This window comes from Halomonas sp. EF61, assembly GCF_040147045.1.
GTDB classification, from domain to species: domain Bacteria; phylum Pseudomonadota; class Gammaproteobacteria; order Pseudomonadales; family Halomonadaceae; genus Halomonas; species Halomonas litopenaei.
Genome location: NZ_JAMSHM010000001.1, coordinates 324634 through 345239, shown reverse-complemented (window position 1 = coordinate 345239; position 20606 = coordinate 324634). Strand labels below are relative to the sequence as shown.

Here is a 20606-nt window from a genome sequence, read left to right as displayed (position 1 = left end):
CCATGGAGAAGATTCTGACCCTATGGTACGGCTCCGGGCTGTACAACCTGACCCTGGGCCAGGCGGTGATGCTGGTGGTGGGCCTGCTGCTCTTGTGGCTGGCCATCTCCAAGAAGTTCGAACCGCTGTTGCTGGTGCCGATCGGCTTCGGCGGCATCCTGGCTAATATTCCCGAGGCGGGGCTGGCGTTGTCGGCGGCAGAGCAGGCGGCCCACCTGGGGCGTCCCGAGCTGCTGGCGCAGATGGCCCAGGCGCTCGGCACCAGCCTGCCGGCGGGCGCCGACGTGGATACCTGGCGCTACGCCATCAGCGAGACGCTGCACGGTGATATCTCGCCGGCGCTGCTTCGTACCGCCAACGACCTGGCCATGGATGGGGGCTATTCCCATGGCATGCTGTATCAGTTCTACAGCGTGGCCATCGCCTCCGGTATCGCGCCGCTGGTGATCTTCATGGGGGTCGGCGCGATGACCGACTTCGGTCCGCTGCTGGCCAACCCGCGCACCCTGTTCCTCGGCGCCGCCGCCCAGTTCGGCATCTTCGCCACTCTGATCGGGGCGGTGGGCATGACCGCCATGGGCTGGATGGACTTCAGCCTCAACCAGGCTGCGGCCATCGGCATCATCGGTGGAGCCGACGGTCCGACCTCGATCTATGTCTCGAGCATCCTGGCCCCCGAGCTGCTGGGTGCCATCGCGGTGGCGTCCTACTCCTACATGGCGCTGGTGCCGTTGATCCAGCCGCCGATCATGAAGGCGTTGACCACCCAGAAGGAGCGCAGCATCGCCATGACCCAGCTTCGTCCGGTGTCGAAGCTCGAGAAGATCGTGTTTCCGCTGGCACTGCTGATCCTGGTGGTATTGTTCCTGCCGGATGCGGCGCCGCTGCTCGGGATGTTCTGCTTCGGCAACCTGATGCGTGAGTGCGGGGTGGTCGAACGGCTCTCGGACACGGCGCAGAACGCCCTGATCAACATCGTGACCATCTTCCTCGGACTGTCGGTGGGCTCCAAGCTGATGGCCGACCGCTTCCTGGCGGTGGAAACCCTGGGCATCCTCGGGCTCGGCATGGTGGCCTTTGCCATCGGCACCGCCTGCGGTGTGCTGATGGCCAAGCTGCTCAACCTCATCAGCAAGCATCCGATCAACCCGTTGATCGGCTCCGCCGGTGTCTCGGCGGTGCCCATGGCGGCGCGGGTGTCCAACAAGGTGGGGCTCGAGTCCAATCCCCACAACTTCCTGCTGATGCACGCAATGGGGCCCAATGTTGCTGGTGTCATCGGCTCGGCGGTAGCCGCCGGGGTGATGATCAAGTACCTGGGATGATGATCGGGTCCCCGACATGATGGTCCCGGGATGGTGATCAAGACCCGGGAGTAGAGTCATCCGGGCCCGCAGCCCAGGTTTGACCGAACGCAGCGCCCCCGCCGCCAGGTGGGGGCGCTGCTTTTGTAGCTGACTCTGGTCGAGCCCGTCATCCCGCTTACACGCGATCGCCACGGTGCTGTCATGCGCGCTTTCTAGTCTGGCGGCTATTGCCACCGACGGAGGACGGGCATGATCGATGTCGAAAAGGCCTTGATGGCCAAGGTGCCGAAGGCACAGAGCTGGCCAGCCTGGTGCCGCCGCCTGTTGAGCGCCGGCCTCAAGGGGCTGGTGCACGAGCGCGAGATCAATGCCTTTCTCGAGCGTCATCGCCGCGCCGGAGGGCTCGAGTTCATCGACGCGGTGCTCGATCAGCTGAACTTCGGCTATTCGCTGTCGTCGCGTGATCGCGACAACATTCCGGTCGCCGGCAGGGTGGTGATCGTCGCCAATCATCCCCTCGGTGCTCTGGATGGGCTGGCGCTGGTACGCATGGTGGCGGATGTACGCCCTGACGTGAAGATCGTCGCCAATGATCTGTTGATGCAGCTTTCGCCGTTGGCACCGTTGCTGCTGCCGGTGGACAACCTGTCGCGCAGGGGCTTTCGCAAGAGCCTGCAGGGCATCGTTGATGCCCTCGACGATGAACAGGCGGTGATCGTCTTCCCCGCCGGCGAGGTGTCGCGGGCGGGGCCCAAGGGGGTAAAGGACGGCAACTGGCTGTCGGGTTTCCTGCACGCGGCCCGGCGCACCAATGCGCCGATCCTGCCGGTGCACGTGGGCGGTCGCAACTCCTCGCTGTTCTATTCGTTGGCCTCGCTGTACTCGCCGCTGGGCACGCTGCTGTTGCCCCACGAGATGTTTCGCCAGAAAGGGCGGCACATCACGCTCAAGGTGGGGGGCGAGATCCCGCTGTCACGCTTCGACCGCGAGGACCTGGCCACCGTCGCCAAGCTCAAGCTGTTGCGCAAGCACGTCTACCGTCTGGGGCGGGGACGCAAGGGCGTGTTTGTCTCCGAGGCCGGTATTGCCCATCCGGAAAATCGCCAGCACCTGCGAGAGGAGCTGGTCGACGCCGAGGTGCTGGGCAGGACGCCTGACGGCAAGCAGATCCTGCTGTTTGACCATCGTCCCGACTCTGCGGTGATGCGTGAGATCGGGCGGCTGCGCGAAATTGCCTTTCGCCGGGTCGGCGAGGGCACCGGCAAGAAGCGGGATCTGGACGAGTACGACGAGCACTATCGTCATCTGGTGCTGTGGGACGATCGTGACCTGGAAATCGCCGGGGCCTATCGTCTCGGTGAGGTCGGGCGCATCCTCGATAGCAAAGGCATCGAAGGGCTCTACAGCGCCACCATCTTTCATCTCGAACAGGCGCCGATGGATCGCTGGCGCCACGGGCTGGAGCTGGGCCGCAGCTTTGTCCAGCCACGCTACTGGGGACGTCGCAGTCTCGACTATCTCTGGCATGGTCTTGGCGCCTACCTGCGCCATCATCCCGAGGTGCGCTGGCTGTTCGGGCCGGTGACCATTCCCAATCATCTACCGCCCCTGGCCAAGGACCTGCTGGTCAGCTACTACCGGCACTACCACGGGGACGGTGACAGCCCGATCCGGGCCAAGGCGGTGTGCACGATGTCGCGCGCCGGGCGCGAGGAGGCGGATCGGCTGTTCGCCGGCAACGATGCCGGCGAGGACTTTCAGCGCTTGAAAGGCGCCCTGCAGGCCATGGGGGCGGGGGTGCCGGCGCTCTACAAGCAATACGTGGAGGTGGCCGAACCTGGCGGCGTCAGCTTCAAGGCCTTCGGCGTGGATACCGCCTTCGGCTACTGTATCGATGGCCTGGTGGTGGTCGACGTGGCACGGCTCAAGGCCGACAAGCGCAGACGCTATATCGGTGAAGACGCTGTCTCGTCTGGAGAGGACGCTCTCACCAAGGACGAACACGCCGTCCTGGAGAGGCCGCTTTAGCAGGGGTCGCGTCGGACCGGTCCCGGAGGCGGAACAGACGGGGCTGGAGGCTCCCTCGACGTTAGCATCGAGCGGGCCTAGCCTGCCTGATGGTCCAGGGACTCGATGCGGCCCTTCAGGCGAGTGCTGAGCTCGCTCAGGTCGGTGGACCGTTCACTGGGCCAGCCCAGGGTCAAGGTGACGCCTTCGGCCCCGTAGTCGACCGCCTGCACCGGGATATCCTGCCCCTGGCACCACTGCCGTGCGTCGGCCTCGCCGGCAAAGTCGACCCGTATCTTGAGTGGGCGGCGCTCGATGCATTCGCCCCTGGGCAGGCTTTCCAGCGCCGTGACCAGCGCCTGGGTATAGGCGCGGGCGAGTCCGCCGGTACCGAGTTTGGTGCCGCCGAAGTAGCGGGTCACCACCGCGCCCACCTGGCCGATGCCATCGCCATCGAGTGCCTGAAACATCGGTCGGCCGGCGGTACCGCCCGGCTCGCCGTCATCGGAGAAGCCAATGTGCACCTGCTCCCCGGGCGGGCCTGCGATGTAGGCGCTGCAATGATGGCTGGCATTGGGATGCTGCCTGCGAGCCTCGGCCAGCAGCGCTTCGAAGTCCGCCACCTTGGGGGCGTGGGCCACCCAGGCGATAAAGCGGCTCTTTTCCACCTCGATCTCGCTTTCGTGCCACTCACCGGGGGCAAGCTCGGGTATCGGGTAGCGCATCAGGCGGCCATTTCTTCCTGGCGGGCGACACCCATGACAAGGCCCAGCACACGGATGTCACTGTTCTTCAGGTAGATCGGGGGCATGGTCTCGTTGGCCGGCTGCAGGCGAACACCATTCTTCTCGATATAGAGCTTTTTCAGGGTGACCTCCTGGTCATTGATCATCACCACCGCCGTTTCGCCGTTCTCGGCGCTTTCCTGGCGTTCGATGATGATCACATCGCCGTCGAAGATATTGCAATCGATCATCGAGTTGCCGCACACCTTGAGGGCGTAGGTGTTGCGCCTGACCATGCGCGATGGCACCTGCAGGGTGGCGTTGTCCAGGCAGGCCTCGATCGGCATGCCGGCGGATACCTGCCCCAGCAGGGGGACCTCCACCAGGGCATCCGAGGTGGAGTCGACGGGTGCCCAGCTGTCGGCGATGGGCAGGTTGGGCAGGCGTTCGAGGAACTGGCAGGTCGCGATATCCATGGCGCGGGGTCTCCCTTGTTGTGAGGGTCGGGCTGTCACGGGATGGAGTAGCGGGTGGCGATTGGTGTCAACGTCGAGGGATCTTGATACTGTCGATTCATACAGTATGTGAAAGATAGCAGGCCTCGCCGCTCGTGCAAGTGCCATGGATCAACGAAAGGTGCATTGCCTGTGCGATTGCGGCTGTCAGCTGCGCTGGCTGTCTGGTTCGGGTAGTGCAATCGGTGTAAAGTCTGTGCGTGATTTGCTGCCCCGTCCCTGGTTGTGGAGTGCCCTTTGCGTCTGTGTCTTGAAGCCCGACAACTGGCCTGTGAGCGCGATGGCCGCTGGTTGTTTCGAGGATTGGATGTTGTCCTCAAGGCGGGGGAAGTGCTCCGAGTCGAGGGACCCAACGGCAGTGGCAAGACCACGCTGTTGAAGATCCTGTGCGGCCAGATCGCCGACGTCGATGGAGAGGTGCGCTGGCAGGGGCGGGCGCTGCCCCGCGCCCGCGCCGACCTGCTGGCCAACCTGCTGTATCTGGGCCATGCCCCGGGTATCAAGGCCAACCTGAGTGCCCTGGAAAACCTGCGTTGGTATCAGGCGCTGGGGGGCGAGGGGCGCCCCGATGCCGAGCTCGAGGCGGCCCTGGCCGAAGTCGGCCTGGCCGGCTTCGAGGACGTCCCCACCGCCCAGCTATCGGCCGGCCAGAAGCGCCGGGTGACCCTGGCTCGTCTGGTGTCGAGTCGCCGTGCCCTGTGGGTGCTGGACGAACCTTTTACCGCGATCGATGTGGCCGGCGTGGCCGCCCTGGAGCGCCGCCTGGCCAACCATGCCGCCAGCGGCGGCGCGGTGCTGGTCACCACCCACCATCCGCTGTCCAATGTGCCTGGCGTGCGCCGGCTGACCCTGGACGGACACCGACAGGTGGCTTCATGAACACGCCGACGTCTGGGTCGATCGAAGCCGCCGAGCCGGTCAGAGAGGCCGGTGATGGCCTTGGTCGCGCGATGGCTGCCACCTTCCGCCGTGACTTGACGGCGGTCGCCCGTCGACCGGGTGACGCCCTGACCCCGCTGGTGTTCTTCGCCATGGTGATCACCCTGTTTCCACTGGGGATCTCGCCGGAACCCGAACGCCTGGCGCTGATCGCCCCTGGCGTGTTGTGGGTGGCCGCCTTGCTGTCGGCACTGCTGTCGCTGGACGGCTTGTTTCGTGGCGACTTCGAGGACGGCACCCTTGAGCAACTGTTGCTTGCACCGCACCCGCTGTCGTTGCTGGTGCTGGCCAAGGTCGCCGTGCACTGGTTGACCACCGGGCTACCGCTGGCGTTGATGGCCCCCTTGCTGGGGGTGCTGCTGGCATTGCCCCAGGGCAGCTACCTGGCGCTGAGCGCGACCCTGGCACTGGGAAGTGGCTGCATCAGCCTGATCGGTGCCATCGGCGCAGGGCTGACGGTGGGGCTGGCGCGTGGTGGCATGCTGCTGTCGCTTCTGGTGTTGCCACTTTTCATGCCGGTGCTGATCTTCGGCACCGGCGCCATGGGCGCGGCGCTGGGCGGCGGGGAATGGCTTGGGCACCTGGCGGTGATCGGCGCGCTGTTGTCGGTAGCGCTGATGGCGGCTCCTGTGGCCATTGCCGCGTCGCTGCGCATCAGTATCCATGGTTGATCGGGCCGTCGTGGCCATCACGAATTCAAGGTTGATCGAGGTACAACGCTCATGTGGGCCTTCTTTCACAAGCTGGGATCGCCGCGCTGGTTCTACGGCATAGCCGCGCGTCTCTCTCCCTGGTGCTGGGCGCTGGCGCTGGCGCTGATCCTGGTCGGCAGCGTCTGGGGGCTGGCCTTCGCTCCGGCGGACTACCAGCAGGGCAACAGCTTTCGCATCATCTACGTGCACGTGCCTGCGGCCTTCCTGGCCCAGTCGATCTTCATGGCGCTGGCCGCCTCCGGCTTCGTGTTCATGGTCTGGAAGATCAAGATCGCCGACATGGCGGCAGCGATGATGGCGCCGCTGGGCGCCGCCATGACCGCCATCGCCTTGCTGTCGGGGTCGGTCTGGGGCAAGCCTACCTGGGGCACCTGGTGGCAGTGGGACGCCCGCCTTACCTCGATGCTGATCCTGCTGTTTCTGTATCTTGGCGTGATGCTGATCCGGCGCGCCTTCGCCCGCCCCCAGAGCGGCGCCAAGGCGGCGTCGGTGCTGGCCATGGTGGGGGTGATCAACATACCCATCATCAAGTACTCGGTGGAGTGGTGGAACACCTTGCACCAGCCCGCCAGCTTCACCATCACCGAACGCCCGGCGATGCCGGTCGAGATGTGGATGCCGCTGTTGATCATGGTGCTGGGATTCTACGCCTTCTTCGCGGCCTTCACCCTGACCCGCACCCGTACCGAGATCCTGCGCCGTGAAGGCCACAAGCGCTGGGTGAAAGAGCTGTTCGAGGAGCGTCCATGATGGCTTTCGAATCGCTGGCCGAGCTGGTCAGCATGGGCAGCCACGGCCCCTATGTGTGGACCGCCTGGGGTGCGACCCTGGGCTTTCTGCTGTTGAGCGTGATTCTGGTTCGCGGTGAAAGCCGCGGTGTTCGGCGCACCTTGCGCCGCCGGCTGAGGCGTGACGCCGCGGTCGCAAGTTCCCCCTCGGAGGATTAAGATGAGGGCTAAACGCCGAAATAAGATGCTGCTGGTGCTTGGACTGGTGGCGCTGTGTGCGGTGGCGGTGGGACTGACGCTGTACGCCCTGCGCTCCAACATCAACCTGTTCTTCAGCCCGGTGCAGATTGCCGCCGGAGAAGCCCCCGTGGACCGGCAGCTACGTGCCGGCGGGATGGTCAAGGAAGGCAGCGTCCATCGTGACAGTGACAGCCTGGACGTCAGCTTCGTGGTCACCGACTACGTCGACGATGTCGAGGTGCGCTACAGCGGCATCCTGCCGGACCTGTTTCGCGAGGGGCAGGGCGTGGTGGTGGTCGGCGAACTGACCGGCGACGGCTATATCGCGGCCGACAAGGTGCTGGCCAAGCACGACGAGAACTATATGCCGCCCGAGGTCGCCGAGGCATTGGAAGACGCCGGCTATTCGCCGGCAGACTACAAGCAGGCGGGCCCAGGCACGTCGCAGTAGGCTGCGTGCATCGACAAAAAAGGTATCCCGACAACAGGGCTCCGTGGTGCGGGGCCTTGTTTGCCCGAGGGGGGCAGGGCCGAAGGCGTTTCTTCGAGCCAGAAGGGGACAGGGTCAATCGACCATAACGCAGGCGTTCCGGGCCCATGGGCCCACGCGATTCAGTCGCAGAGCCAGGCGCCAGTGGACTGACGCGGACGGAAGGCGGGCCAAGGTGAATCCATGCTGATCAAGATGATTCCGGAAATCGGACACTACGCGCTGATCGTGGCGCTGCTGATGGCCTGCGTGCAGGCGGTGCTGCCGCTGGCCGGGGCTGCCACTCGGCGCCCGCTGTGGATGGCCTACGCGCGGCCGATGGCGGCGGGCCAGCTGGCCTTTCTGTTGATCGCCTACGGCTGTCTGACGGCGAGCTACATGCTCGACGACTTCAGCGTGGTCAACGTCGCCAACAACGCCAACTCGCTATTGCCCTGGTACTACAAGTTCAGCGCGGTGTGGGGCAACCACGAAGGCTCGGTGCTGCTGTGGAGCCTGATCCTCGGAGTCTGGACCTTCGCCGTGGGCTGCTTCTCCCGGGGGCTGCCACCGGACATGGTGGCGCGCGTGCTCGGCGTGATGGGGCTGGTCAGCGTGGGCTTTCTGGCCTTTGTGCTGATCACTTCCAACCCCTTCGAGCGTTCGCTGCCGAATATCCCCGCCGACGGCGCCGACCTCAATCCGCTGCTGCAGGACGTCGGTCTGATCATCCATCCGCCGATGCTGTACATGGGTTACGTGGGCTTCAGCGTGGTCTTCGCCTTTGCCATCGCTGCGCTGCTGGGCGGACGCCTGGATAGCGCCTGGACCCGTTGGGTGCGCCCCTGGACCAATATCGCCTGGGCCTTTCTCACCGTCGGCATCGCGCTCGGTAGCTGGTGGGCCTACTACGAACTGGGCTGGGGCGGCTGGTGGTTCTGGGACCCGGTGGAGAACGCCTCGCTGCTGCCCTGGCTCGCCGGCACCGCGCTGATCCACTCCCTGGCGGTGACCGAAAAGCGCGGCACCTTCAAGAGCTGGACGGTGCTGCTGGCGATCACCACCTTCTCGCTGTCGCTGATGGGCACCTTCCTGGTGCGCTCAGGGGTGCTGACCTCGGTGCACGCCTTCGCCAATGATCCTTCGCGGGGCCTGTTCATTCTGGTGCTGCTGGGCATCACCGTGGGCCTGTCACTGTTGATCTTCGCCCTGCGCGCGCCACGGGTCAGCCAGCCCGGAGGCTTCAACTGGGTATCCCGCGATGCCCTGTTGCTGGTCAACAACATCCTGCTGGTGGTGATGACGGTGACGGTGCTGCTCGGGACCGTCTATCCGCTGCTGCTCGACGCGCTGAACCTGGGCAAGATCAGCGTGGGGCCTCCCTACTTCAACGCCCTGTTCGTGCCCCTGACCGTATTGCTTTGCGTGTTCATGGGGCTTGGCCCCAGCGCCCGCTGGAAGCGCATGGCCGGGCGCGAGCTGCTGACCCGCCTGTGGTTCGCCGGTCTCGGCGCTCTGGTCATCGGCGTGGCGGCGCCGCTGGTCTACACCGGGCAGTGGAACCTGAAGGCGTCGCTGGGCCTGGTCGCGGCGCTGTGGCTGGTGCTGTCGCTGGTGCGTGACCTGTGGGGCAAGACCTCCCGAGCCGGCTCGCGCCTTGGCGCCCTCAAGCGCCTGACGCCTGCCTACTGGGGCATGGTGCTCGGCCATCTGGGGCTTGCCGTGACCATCATCGGGGTCGCCCTGGTGTCCAACTATTCGGTGGAGCGCAACGTGCGCATGAATGTCGGTGACCGCGTCGAGGTCAACGGAATCGGCTTTCACATGACGGCGCTGGACGAGCGTCGTGGGCCGAACTATGTCTCCGACGCGGCCACCATCGAGGTGACCCGAGAGGGCGCCAGCGCAAGCTTCGAGATGCACCCGGAGAAGCGCCTGTACATCGCGCGCGGCATGCCGATGACCCAGGTGGCGCTGCGGCCTGGCCTGTTCCACGACCTCTACGTGGCCATGGGCGAGGAGCTCGACGACGGCAGCTGGGCGCTCAGGGTGCAGATCAAGCCCTTCGTGCGCTGGCTGTGGCTGGGCGCACTGCTGATGGCCGCCGGTGGCATCATCGCCGTCGCCGACAGGCGCTACCGTCGCCGCTTGAGCGTACGTGAGCCCGAACCTGTCGTGACGGCCAGGGAGGCCAGTGCATCATGAAAGATCGTCAGCCGCTGGCCTTCGCTCCTGTCATTGTCGTCACGGCCAGGGAGACCCGTGCATGAAACGTCGACTTCTATTGCTGTTGCCGCTGGTGCTGTTTCTGGCGCTCGGGATCTTTCTCTATCAGGGGCTGTCGATCAACCCCTTTGAACGGGAATCCGCGTTGATGGCCAGGGAGTTCCCCGACTTCGAGCTGTCGACCCTCGAGGAACCCGAGCGCAAGGTGAGCCAGGACGCGCTGTCCGGCGAGCTTTCCCTGGTCAATGTCTGGGGCAGCTGGTGTCCGACCTGTCGTCAGGAGATGCCGCAGCTTCTGGATCTGGCCGAGCGCGGGGTACGCCTGGTCGGGGTCGACTACAAGGAAGAAGGTGCCAGCGACGGTGAGCGCAGGGCCAGGGGACGCGCCTTCCTGACCCAGTTCGGCAATCCCTTCGAGTTCAATATCTTCGATCCCGAGGGTACCCTCGGCTTCGATCTCGGCGTCTACGGCGCTCCCGAGACCTTCCTGGTAGACGCCGAGGGGATCATTCGCTACCACCACACCGGCTATATCACCGCCGACGATGTGGAGAAGATCATCTTGCCGGAGGTGGAAAAATGGCGTTGATCGATCTGTGCTGCTCGAGCGCTATCAGCGCCCGCACCCGCGCTATCAGCTCCAGCGCCCGCACCCGCGCTATCAGCTCTAGCGCCCGCACCCGCGCTAGCGGCGACGACCGCAGCGCCCGTGCACGTAACCTGCCTGGCTCGGGCCTTGGCTGGCTGGCGGGCATGGTGCTGGCGCTGTTGATGCTTGTCGCTGCGCTCGACGCTCGGGCGGAAGCCATCGAGGTACGCGGCTTCGACAACCCGGTGACCGAAAAGCGCTATCAGGAGCTGACCGCCACCCTGCGCTGCCCCAAGTGCGAGAACCAGGCGATCGGCGACTCCAACTCGCCGATCGCCGCCGACATGCGCGAGCGGGTCTACGCCCAGCTTCAGGACGGCCGCTCGGACAAGGAGATCATCGACTTCATGGTCCAGCGCTTCGGCGACTATGTCCTCTACAATCCGCGTCTCGAGGGGCGCACCCTGCTGCTGTGGGGGCTGCCCGGCGCGCTGGTCGTCATCGGCGCCCTGGTGCTGTGGCTGATCATCCGCTCACGGCGACGCACCCAGGTACGCAGGCTATCCGCCGAGGAGCAGGCGCGCCTGGACGACCTGATCGATAGAGAGGGATCCGCATGACCCTGTTATGGCTGGCCTTTGCCGTTCTGCTGCTGCTCGCGGCCTGGCTGCTGATCCTGCCCCTGCGCCGTGCGGCGAAGGTGGAACGCCTGCAACGTGCGCTGGAGGACAGCGATGACGCCGCCGCCCAGAACGTGGCGGTCTATCGTCGTCGGGTGGCGTCGCTGGAAGCGGCCAAGTCTCGGGGAGACATCGACGCGGCACGCTTCGACGAGGATCTCAGTGAACTCCAGCGCAGCCTGCTCGAAGACACCGAGCGGCTCAAGCGCTCACCGCTGAAGTCTGCCGCTGCGGGCAAGCTGGCGGTGCCGCTGGTGCTGGTGGCGGTGGTGGTGGTCAGCGTGGTGTGGTACCGCTGGGAGGGCGCCGAGGGCGACCTGGTGCTGTATCAGGCCATCGAAGAGGTACGCAACGACCCCGAGGCGAGCCTCGCGCTGATGATCCAGCGCCTCGAGCAGCAGGCCGAGAGCCAACCCGACAACCCTCGCGTGTGGCAGACGCTGTATCCGCTTTACCGCGACAGCGGCGCCTACGCCGAGGCCAGCGATGCCATCGAGCGTGTGCTTGCGCTGGAGGGGCGTTCACCCTGGTGGATCGGCGAGTTGGCCAAGATGCAGTACTTCATCAACGAAGGGCGGCTCGACGATCGCATTCTGGCGCTGTCCCGGGAGGCCAGTCGCGAGGCGCCGAATCTGCCCTCGGCCATGTGGTTTCTGGGGGTCGAGGCCTTCCAGCAGGACGACTACCAGGGCGCCCTGGGCTTCTGGCGGCGCGGTCTGTCGACGGCAGACGACTCGCCGTTGTCCGAGGCCATGCGCCAGGGCGTCGCCCAGGCCGAGCAACGCCTGGCCCCTGCGGCGAGCGAGCGCAATGTGCTGGTCAGCCTGTCGCTGGCCGACGAACTGGTCGGGCGTCTGGCGCCGGAGACCACGGTGTTCGTGGTGGCACGGGACAGCGAAGGCAAGCTGCCGCCGCTGGCCATCGAGCGCCTGACCCTGGCCGACCTGCCGGCCAGCCTGACCCTTGACGCCAGCGATGCCATGTCGCCCATGGCAAGCCTCGCGCAGGTCGATGAGGTGCGTCTGCTGGCGCGGGTATCGTCCAGCGGCCAGGCCCAGCCCCAGGCCGGCGATCTCATGGGTGAACGACAAGGGGTTGCAGTAGGCGGCCCGGACATGGATCCTGTCGCGCTTATCATCGATCGAGTGATTGAATAGTCCATGCGTCTGACGTCGATCCGGCTGGCCGGGTTCAAGTCCTTCGTCGATCCGGTCACGGTGCCCTTTGACGGCAACATGACCGCCATCGTCGGTCCCAACGGCTGCGGCAAGTCGAACATCATCGACGCCGTACGCTGGGTCATGGGCGAATCCTCGGCCAAGACCCTGCGTGGCGAGTCGATGACCGACGTCATCTTCAACGGCTCCACCGGGCGCAAGCCGGTGGGCATGGCCTCCATCGAGCTGACCTTCGACAACCGCGACGGCACCATGGGCGGGGTCTACGCCCAGTACGCCGAGATCTCGGTCAAGCGTCAGGTCACCCGGGACGCCCAGTCCAGCTACTTCTTCAACGGCCAGAAGTGTCGCCGACGCGACATCGCCGACCTGTTCCTGGGCACCGGCCTGGGGCCGCGCTCCTACGCCATCATCGGCCAGGGCATGATCTCGCGGCTGATCGAGGCGCGTCCCGAAGAGCTGCGCGCCACCCTGGAAGAGGCCGCCGGTATCTCCAAGTACAAGGAGCGCCGTCGCGAGACCGAAAATCGCATGCGTCGCACCCAGGAGAACCTGGACCGGCTCGACGATATCCGTGAGGAGCTGGACAAGCAGCTCGAGCGGCTCAAGCGTCAGGCCGAGGCGGCCAGACGCTACCAGTCGTTGAAAGAAGAAGAGCACCGGGTCAAGGGGGAGCTTGCGTTGTTGCGCGGACGCGCCTTGCGTGCCGCCCAGACCGAGCAGGACACCCGGGTGCGCGAGCTAGAGACCGCGGTGGAGCGCGAGGTGCTCGGCATGCGCCAGTGCGAGACCCGGCTGGAAGAGGCCCGCGCCGAGCACGATGGCCTGGCCTCTGAGCTCGACCAGCGCCAGGCACGCTTTTACGAGACCACCACTGCCATCGCCCGCCTCGAGCAGGAGCTCGAACACACCCGCTCCCGCGATCAGCAGCTGGCGCGGGATCTCGAGAGTGCCCGCCGCGAGCTCGAGGAGCTCGATCGTCTCGGCGAGGACGACAGTCAGCGCCTGCTGGCCCTCGAGGATCGCCTGGAGACCCTGGGCCCCGAGCAGGAAGAACTGGCAGAGCAACTGGCCGAGCTGGAAGCGGCGCTGGAGGAGGCCGAGCCCGCGGTGGAGGAGGCCGACGCCGAATGGGAGGCCTTCAACGAACGCTGGCGCAGCGACAGCCACGAGGCCGAACGCACCCAGGACCGCCTGCGTGAGCTGGAAGCTCGGCTCGAGCGCATCGCCGCCGACCGTGCCAAGCGCCGTCAGCAGCTCGATGAATTGCCGGACCTGGCCGGCCTCAGCGCCCAGCGCGAAGAAGTGAAGAGTCAGCTGGCCGAGCACGAGGCCCGCGCCGAGGAGCTCGAGGAGCGTCGTGAACGGCTGATCGAGCAGCGAGATGCCAACCGTCGCGAGGTTGTCGAACATGACCGCGCGCGCGAGCAGGCGCTCTCCCGTCACAGCGCCCTGGGTGGCGAGATCGCCTCGCTGGAGGCGCTGATCGAGGCGGCCCTGGCCGACCACGACGAAAGCCTGGACCGGCACCTGGCCGAGCATGGCCTTGCCGAGGCGCCACGCCTGGGCGAATGCCTGAATGTCGAGCCCGGCTGGGAGGAGACGGTGTCCTGGGTGCTGGGTCCCTGGCTCAGGGCCCGCATGGCGTCGTCGAGTCACTGTCGTGAGGTGATGGCCTCGCCGCTTGCCGCCGAACTGGCACTGCTCGATTCAGAGGCCAGCGTCGACGCTGCCGGCGACAGCCTGGCGGCGAGGGTCAAGGGCGCCGGTGCGGCCGCGCAGTGGCTCGCCGGCATTCGCTGTGCGGCCTCCCGTGACGAGGCCTGGCAGGCACAGGATCGGCTCGAGGCGGGGGCCAGCCTGGTGACCGCCGACGGCCTGTGGCTAGGCCCTGGTTGGGCGCGCCAGCGGGGCGAGGGAGATGGGCCGGATGCGTTGCTGGTGAGCCGTGCCCGGCTGGACGAGGCAAGTGCCGCCCTGGCAGAGCAGGAACAGCGGCTGGTGTCCGTCGAGCAGGCCCGCGAAGGTGCCCAGGCGCTGGTCGATCAGGCCGAGCAGGGGCTCGAGCAACTGCGGCTGTCGGAGCGTGAGCTGGATCAGGCGCGTCAGCAACTGGCGGTCCAGGACAATGGTCTGGCCAGCCGGCTTGAGCATCTGTCCAGTCGCGGCGCCGAGATCCACGAGGAGCTCGAGGGCCTGGCCGAAGCCGACGAGGAAGCGCGGCTGGCCATCGAGGAAATGCGCGAGCAGTGGCAGAGCGCCATGGCTCGGCTGGAAGAGGGCGCTGAGGTACGCGAGCGTCTCGAGCGCGAGCGCACCCAGGCGCGCGAACGGCTGGCCTCGCTGCGTACCCGCCAGCGTCCGCTGAGCGAGCGCTCCCAGCAGCTCACCCTGGAGCACCAGCGGTTGACCACCGAGCGTGCTGGCCTGGCCGAGCAGCAGGGGCGCGCGGGGGATACCCGCTCACGCCTGGAGGAGCGGGTGGCCGAACTCGAGGAAGCGCGTGAGGGGCTGCATGAGCCGGATGAGGAACGCCGCGAGCGTCTCGATGAGCTGTTGCACCGGCGCGAGCAGGAGGAGCGCCAGCTCAATGAGTCGCGGGCACGGGCGGCGGCGCTGGTCGAGCGCCTGCGCGACGACGAGCAGGCGCGGCAGAGCCACGAGCGAAATCTCGATGGCGTGCGCGAGCGTCTGCAGGAGGCGCGTATGCAGGTTCAGGCATTGGCGTTGAAGGCCGAGACCCAGGATGAGCAGCTCAGGGAACTTGGCCACGATGCCGAGGCTCTGACACAAGGGCTGGACCCCAATGCCACCGAGTCCGCCTGGCAGACCCGGCTGGAGGAGCTGGGCGAGAAGATTCGCCGGCTGGGGGCGATCAACCTGGCCGCCATCGAGGAGTACGAGCAGCAGGCCGAGCGGCGTGACTATCTCGAAGCGCAGCAGGCCGAGCTGAACGAGGCCCTCGAAACCCTGGACAAGGCGATCCGACGTATTGATCAGGAGACGCGGATGCGATTCCGCGATACCTTTGAGCGGGTCAATGCCGGCCTGCAGTCGCTTTTCCCGCGAGTCTTCGGTGGTGGAACCGCATGGTTGACCCTGACAGGCGATGATTTGCTGGAAACCGGGGTGGCCATCATGGCGCGACCTCCGGGCAAGAAGAACAGCACGATTCATTTGCTGTCCGGGGGAGAAAAAGCACTGACGGCGTTGTCCATGGTATTCGCCATCTTTCAGTTGAACCCGGCGCCGTTCTGTATGCTCGACGAGGTGGATGCGCCCCTGGACGATGCCAATGTCGGGCGCTATGCCAAGCTGGTGAAGGAAATGTCCGAGAGCGTTCAGTTCATCTATATCACCCATAACAAGATCGCCATGGAGGCCGGTGAACGACTGATGGGTGTGACGATGCAGGAACCTGGCGTCTCGCGACTGGTCTCGGTGGGCGTGGACGAGGCGGCCGCGCTGGCAGAAGCATGATGCACTTGAAAGGTGGTTATAATAGGGTTACCAAGTAAGACCATGATACTGCATGGCAAGGTAAGCAAAGGGAGTTGGAAGGGCGAATGCGAAGGGCACTGTCGAGAAGACCGGAGAAAATCCGGCGCTTGACAAATAAAAAAAGTGGCCCTTTTTTTCGCAATCACGCTATGCTGTTGACGGACAACCATCAGGCATGGCGCCTTAGCAAAGGCATGACGACCCATGGAACTAAGAGAGTGGCTGATCATTCTGGGGCTGGCACTGGTGACCCTCATCGTTATCGATGGGGCGCGTCGCCTCCAGCGCCAACGTCGCACTCCCCGCCTTGATGAGGTGCAGGGAGACGTCCTCGATAGTGGCTACGGTAGCTACGAAAGCGGCTATGGCAGTGGTCATGGCAGTCGCCATGATCAGGAACCCTCCATGGCGGCGAGCCCCGGACCCAGCGCGCCAGAGCGTCGGGAGGTGGCCTCGGTAGAGGACGACCCCGAGGAGCGTGCGCGCCAGGAAGAAATCAACTGGGAGCTGCCCAATGGAGGGGCCAGGGTCGTCAGGCCTGCGGACTTCTCCAATGTTCAGCCCAAGCCCAAGCTGCAGCGCCAGGAGCACCCCGGGCCATCCCGGGTGTTGTCCGAATTCCGCTCCAGTCAGGCCAGTCGCGCTCAGGAGGCTGGGGACAGCCAGCGCGCCGATGGATCGTCGACCAATGACCGGCCGGCGGACACCGTTGCCCCGCGAGCCAGTCAGCCGGCACCTGCAGCCCGGGCCGAGCAGCCCACCCAGGCAGAGGGTGTAGAAGAGGGTGCAGAACAAGCGCCCGCCGAGGCAGAACCGACTCCAGCACAGGCAGAGCCGTCGGTGCGGGTCGATCAAGCGCCCGCGCAGGCCCCGAACGCTGAAAACGCTGAAGAAGTGGCCGAGCAGTCCTCCCTGACCGACGAGCCCATGGCGGCCGACAGCCGCGAGGAGCCACGGGCCACCAGCGAGACGACGATGGACGCTCCGGTGGACGCTGACGCCTCCACCGGCAAGACTGCCCAGGACGAACACGCGGTGCGTGACGATGTCGCCGACGCGGGTGATGGGCGCCGCGAGCCCAGCTTGAGCGCGCGTCGCGACGATGACGTCGCCAGCGAGCCCGGCGACGCTGCCATGCCGTCTCTGGCGGCGGACCCACAGGACCACGAGGAATTCGACGAGGATCAGTATCGTCTGGTGGACTTCGAGGGGATGGGAGATTCGTTGAAGGATCGCTCTCGTCGCATGGGTTCCTCCGTGCATCGTTTTGGCGCTTCGCTGCAGAAGTCGCTGGGAGAACGCCGGGAACAGAAGCGTATCGAACGCGAGAAGCGTGAGAAGGAAAGAGCCGAGAAGGCACGACTCAAGGCCGAGCAGAAGGCCGAACAAGCCAAGCTCAAGGCCGAGGAAGAAGCTCGCCGGCAGGCCGAACAGGCACAGCATCAGGCCGAACAGCAGCGTCAGCGGCAGCAGGAAGAAGGGCTGCGTCAGGAGCAGGCCGCTCAGGAGGCCGAGCGCCGCCGTCAGGAAGCCTTGCTTGCCAGGCAGGCCGCTGCCGATCAGCGTGGCGCCTCGTCGATGGAAGACGGAGCCTCGTTCGACGATGCCACGTACGACGAAGCCGCGTATGACGAAGCCGCATTTAACGAAGCAGCGGACGCCAATGTCGAAGACTCCAGGGTGCGCACCCATCCGGTGCTCGAGAAGGCCCTGCGCCACGACGTCAACGCCGAGCATGCCCGTGACAGCCTGAGCAATGCCGAGGAAATCATCGTCATCAGCGTGATGTCCCGTGACGAGGACGGCTTCCCTGGCACGACCCTGCTGGAGCTGATGATGGCCTGCGGTTTGCGCTACAGCCGAGACATGGGCATCTTCCATCGCTTCGAGACCGAGGATGAGGGCAGCGCCCTGCAGTTCTCCATGGTCAACGTGCTCAAGCCCGGGACCTTCCCGATCGAAGCCATGGACGACTTCACCACACCTGGCATCACCCTGCTGATGCCGCTGCCCAGCGCCAAGGACAGCTCGGCGGCCTTCGAGGCCATGGTCGAGACCGCGATGGTGATCGTGCGCCATATGGGGGGTGAGCTGAAGGACGAGAATCACAGCGTGATGACCGCCCAGACCGTGGAGTTTGCCCGCCAGCGGGTGCAGGAGTTCGAGCGCCGCCACCGCCTGCATCGTTATCAGGTGAACTGACCGCGCAGGCGCTGCCTGGTACGCGACGGCCCCGTGGAGACACGGGGCCGTCTGCGTTTGCCTTCTGTGTCTTGATGGGGCGGACCGGGCTTGCCTGTCGGGGGCGGTGAGGTCTGGCGGTTTTCTCCCGGCGGGCATGGGGTAGAATGGCTGATCATCAGCACTTCGCACTTCGCCAGGACAAGGGTTTACATGACCACCGATGCTTCGACCCGTGACGAGGTCGCGCGGCTTCGCACCGAACTCGATGACGCCAACTACCGCTATCACGTGCTCGACGACCCGCGCCTGCCCGACGCCGAGTACGACCGGCTGCTGCGTCGGCTGACGGAGCTCGAACAGGCCCATCCCGAGCTTGCGAGCCCCGACTCGCCGACCCAGCGGGTCGGTGCCAAGCCCGCCGACGGCTTCCCCGAGGTGACCCACGCGCTGCCCATGCTGTCGCTGGACAACGCCTTCGATGACGATGAGATACGAGCCTTCGTCAAGCGGGTGGCCGAGCGTATGGAACTGGACACCGACGCACTGTCGTTCAGCTGTGAGCCCAAGTTCGACGGCGCCGCGGTCTCGCTGGTCTACCAAGACGGTGTGCTGGTCAGCGGTGCCACACGTGGCGACGGCCGTACCGGCGAGGGCATCCTGTCCAATCTGAAGACGCTGAAGTCCATTCCGCTGCGCCTTCGGGGTGAGACGCCGCCGACGCTGATGGAGGTGCGCGGCGAGGTCATCATGCGTCACCAGGAGTTCGAGGCGATGAACGAGCGTGCCCGTGAGCAGGGCAGCAAGGTCTTCGCCAATCCTCGCAATGCCGCCGCCGGCAGCCTGCGCCAGCTCGACCCCAGGGTGACCGCCACGCGGCCACTCGAATTCCGTGGCTACCAGGTAGCGCGCCTTGAGCCCGATGGAGGCGCGAGCACCCATAGCGAACTGATGCAGCGGGTGGCCGAGGTCGGCCTGCCGGTCAGTCGCGAGCTCGAAGTGGTCAAGGGGGCGGACGGTGTGATCGACTACTGCCGCCGCCTGGGGGAGCGTCGTGAGCGCCTGGACGTCGATATCGACGGGGTGGTGATCAAGGTCGACGAGCTACGCCTGCAGCGCGAGCTGGGCTTCGTTTCGCGCGCGCCGCGCTGGGCCATCGCCTTCAAGTTCCCGGCCCAAGAGCAGACCACGACCCTCACCGACGTGGAATTTCAGGTGGGGCGCACTGGGGCGATCACCCCGGTGGCACGGCTCGATCCGGTCAGCGTGGCCGGGGTGACGGTGTCCAACGCCACCCTGCACAACGCCGACGAGATCGCGAGGCTTGGCGTGCGCATCGGCGACCGGGTCGCCATTCGCCGCGCCGGCGACGTGATCCCCCAGGTGGTCAGGGTGGTCGAGGCGGCAGGCGAAGGTCAGGATATCGTCTTCCCCGAGCGCTGCCCGGTGTGCGAGTCCGAGATAGAGCGGATCGAGGGCGAGGTGGTGGCACGCTGCTCCGGCGGGCTGGTATGCGCCGCCCAGCGCAAGGAGGCGCTCAAGCACTTCGCCTCGCGCCGGGCGATGGACATCGACGGCCTCGGCGTCAAGCTGATCGATGCCCTGGTCGAGCGTGACTGGGTCAAGACCCCGGCGGACCTGTTCAGCCTGTCCGCCGAGCGGCTGGCAGAATTGCCGCGCATGGCCGAGAAGTCGGCCAGCAATCTGGTCGAGGCGCTGGAAAGGGCCAAGGCCACCACCCTGGCACGCTTTATCTACGCCCTGGGTATCCGCGAGGTCGGCGAGGCCACCGCGGCCAACCTGGCGAGCCACTTCGGCAACCTCGATGCCCTCAAGCAGGCCGACCGTGAGACGCTGGAGGTGGTGGACGACGTGGGTCCGGTGGTGGCCGCCCATATCGCCACCTTCTTCCACCAGGCGCACAACCTCGAAACGCTGGAGGCGTTGATCGCCGCCGGGGTGCACTGGGACGAGGTCGACGTCGGCGAGCGCCCCACGCCATTGGAAGGCCAGACCTGGGTGCTCACCGGTACTCTGGAGACCATGACAAGGGACGAGGGCAAGGCGCGCCTGCAGGCGCTGGGCGCCAAGGTGGCCGGCAGCGTGTCGAAGAAGACCCATTGCCTGGTGGCCGGCCCCGGTGCTGGCAGTAAACTGGCCAAGGCCGAGCAGGCGGGGGTCGAGGTGATCGACGAGGCGACCTTCCTCGCGCGCCTTAACGAGTGGGAATCCGAGAGTTCGGAGGAGCAAGCATGAGCCGTTTCGTCGAAGTACCCTATCGCATATTGCCCGGGGAGACGCTGGACGCCCTGCTGGAAAGCTTCGTCACCCGTCAGGGCTACGACACCACCGACACCGGAGAGGGCATGAATGGCTGGGTCAAGGAGCTCAAGGGCCAGCTCGAGCGCTCGGAGCTGATCATCGCCCACGATCTGGAGACCGAGAGCACCGAGGTGCTGACCCTGGCCCAGTGGCGATCCTTTGGCAGAGACATCGCAGATGACGAGGAAGAAGGAGACATCTGATCTGCCGATGCCCCCGGCCACCAGACGCTTGCTGCGGCGGGTGAAAAAGACGACGGGCCGCCTTCAAGGCGGGCCGTCGGCGT

General features: G+C 65.9%; 17 protein-coding genes. 15 read left to right on the top strand and 2 right to left on the bottom strand.

Annotated features, from left to right (window positions below; genetic code table 11):
- Positions 1-2: 2 nt before the first annotated feature.
- Together NFI08_RS01395 and olsF are read left to right on the top strand one after the other, a co-directional pair.
- Positions 3-1325, top strand: coding sequence for a sodium ion-translocating decarboxylase subunit beta (locus tag NFI08_RS01395; protein WP_108449929.1), 1323 nt, complete (start codon positions 3-5; stop codon positions 1323-1325).
- A 231-nt stretch (positions 1326-1556) separates the two neighbouring features.
- Positions 1557-3335, top strand: a complete 1779-nt coding sequence (gene olsF / locus NFI08_RS01390; RefSeq protein WP_108449930.1) for a bifunctional ornithine lipid synthase OlsF — start codon at positions 1557-1559, stop codon at positions 3333-3335.
- 77 nt (positions 3336-3412) lie between these two features.
- On the opposite strand, the gene NFI08_RS01385 is transcribed toward olsF, so the two are convergent.
- Both NFI08_RS01385 and lexA read right to left on the bottom strand, forming a co-directional pair.
- Entirely contained in the window at positions 3413-4039 is a 627-nt protein-coding gene (locus NFI08_RS01385) for an IMPACT family protein (protein WP_108132325.1), read from the bottom strand.
- A complete protein-coding gene (lexA, locus tag NFI08_RS01380; RefSeq protein ID WP_045991117.1) occupies positions 4039-4515 on the bottom strand; it encodes a transcriptional repressor LexA in 477 nt (158 codons plus the stop codon). Before lexA ends, NFI08_RS01385 begins: the two co-directional genes overlap by 1 nt.
- A gap of 276 nt (positions 4516-4791) precedes the next feature.
- Between lexA and ccmA the strand changes: the two genes are divergently transcribed.
- The 13 genes from ccmA to NFI08_RS01315 all read left to right on the top strand — a co-directional run bounded on the left by ccmA (position 4792) and on the right by NFI08_RS01315 (position 20523).
- Positions 4792-5433 carry a cytochrome c biogenesis heme-transporting ATPase CcmA gene (gene ccmA, locus NFI08_RS01375; RefSeq protein ID WP_108449931.1) on the top strand — a complete coding sequence of 214 codons (642 nt, stop codon included), beginning with the start codon at positions 4792-4794 and terminating at the stop codon, positions 5431-5433.
- Positions 5430-6164, top strand: a complete 735-nt coding sequence (ccmB, locus tag NFI08_RS01370; RefSeq protein WP_108449932.1) for a heme exporter protein CcmB — start codon at positions 5430-5432, stop codon at positions 6162-6164. Before ccmA ends, ccmB begins: the two co-directional genes overlap by 4 nt.
- Positions 6165-6215: 51 nt before the next feature.
- A complete protein-coding gene (locus NFI08_RS01365) occupies positions 6216-6956 on the top strand; it encodes a heme ABC transporter permease (RefSeq protein ID WP_045991114.1) in 741 nt (246 codons plus the stop codon).
- Positions 6953-7153: a heme exporter protein CcmD gene (gene ccmD, locus NFI08_RS01360; protein WP_240184305.1), complete on the top strand. Its 201-nt coding sequence runs from the start codon at positions 6953-6955 to the stop codon at positions 7151-7153. The genes NFI08_RS01365 and ccmD overlap by 4 nt, the downstream gene beginning before the upstream one ends.
- 1 nt (position 7154) lies before the next feature.
- Positions 7155-7625 (top strand): cytochrome c maturation protein CcmE, encoded by a 471-nt coding sequence (gene ccmE, locus NFI08_RS01355; protein WP_045991113.1) that lies wholly within the window; start codon positions 7155-7157, stop codon positions 7623-7625.
- 222 nt (positions 7626-7847) lie between these two features.
- Positions 7848-9848 (top strand): heme lyase CcmF/NrfE family subunit, encoded by a 2001-nt coding sequence (locus NFI08_RS01350; RefSeq protein ID WP_108449933.1) that lies wholly within the window; start codon positions 7848-7850, stop codon positions 9846-9848.
- 61 nt (positions 9849-9909) lie between these two features.
- Positions 9910-10458 (top strand): DsbE family thiol:disulfide interchange protein, encoded by a 549-nt coding sequence (locus tag NFI08_RS01345; protein WP_045991111.1) that lies wholly within the window; start codon positions 9910-9912, stop codon positions 10456-10458.
- Complete coding sequence (locus NFI08_RS01340; RefSeq protein WP_345840326.1) at positions 10449-11078, top strand: cytochrome c-type biogenesis protein; 630 nt, start codon at positions 10449-10451, stop codon at positions 11076-11078. Before NFI08_RS01345 ends, NFI08_RS01340 begins: the two co-directional genes overlap by 10 nt.
- Positions 11075-12295 (top strand): c-type cytochrome biogenesis protein CcmI, encoded by a 1221-nt coding sequence (gene ccmI, locus NFI08_RS01335; protein WP_045991110.1) that lies wholly within the window; start codon positions 11075-11077, stop codon positions 12293-12295. The genes NFI08_RS01340 and ccmI overlap by 4 nt, the downstream gene beginning before the upstream one ends.
- Before the next feature lie 3 nt (positions 12296-12298).
- Entirely contained in the window at positions 12299-15796 is a 3498-nt protein-coding gene (smc, locus tag NFI08_RS01330) for a chromosome segregation protein SMC (protein ID WP_108449934.1), read from the top strand.
- A 225-nt stretch (positions 15797-16021) separates the two neighbouring features.
- Entirely contained in the window at positions 16022-18019 is a 1998-nt protein-coding gene (zipA, locus tag NFI08_RS01325) for a cell division protein ZipA (protein ID WP_349586665.1), read from the top strand.
- A gap of 192 nt (positions 18020-18211) precedes the next feature.
- The gene (ligA, locus tag NFI08_RS01320) at positions 18212-20254 is read left to right on the top strand and encodes an NAD-dependent DNA ligase LigA (RefSeq protein WP_349586662.1); all 2043 of its coding nucleotides are present in this window, start codon (positions 18212-18214) and stop codon (positions 20252-20254) included.
- The gene (locus tag NFI08_RS01315) at positions 20251-20523 is read left to right on the top strand and encodes a YheU family protein (RefSeq protein ID WP_349586659.1); all 273 of its coding nucleotides are present in this window, start codon (positions 20251-20253) and stop codon (positions 20521-20523) included. The genes ligA and NFI08_RS01315 overlap by 4 nt, the downstream gene beginning before the upstream one ends.
- The last annotated feature ends 83 nt before the right edge of the window (positions 20524-20606 follow it).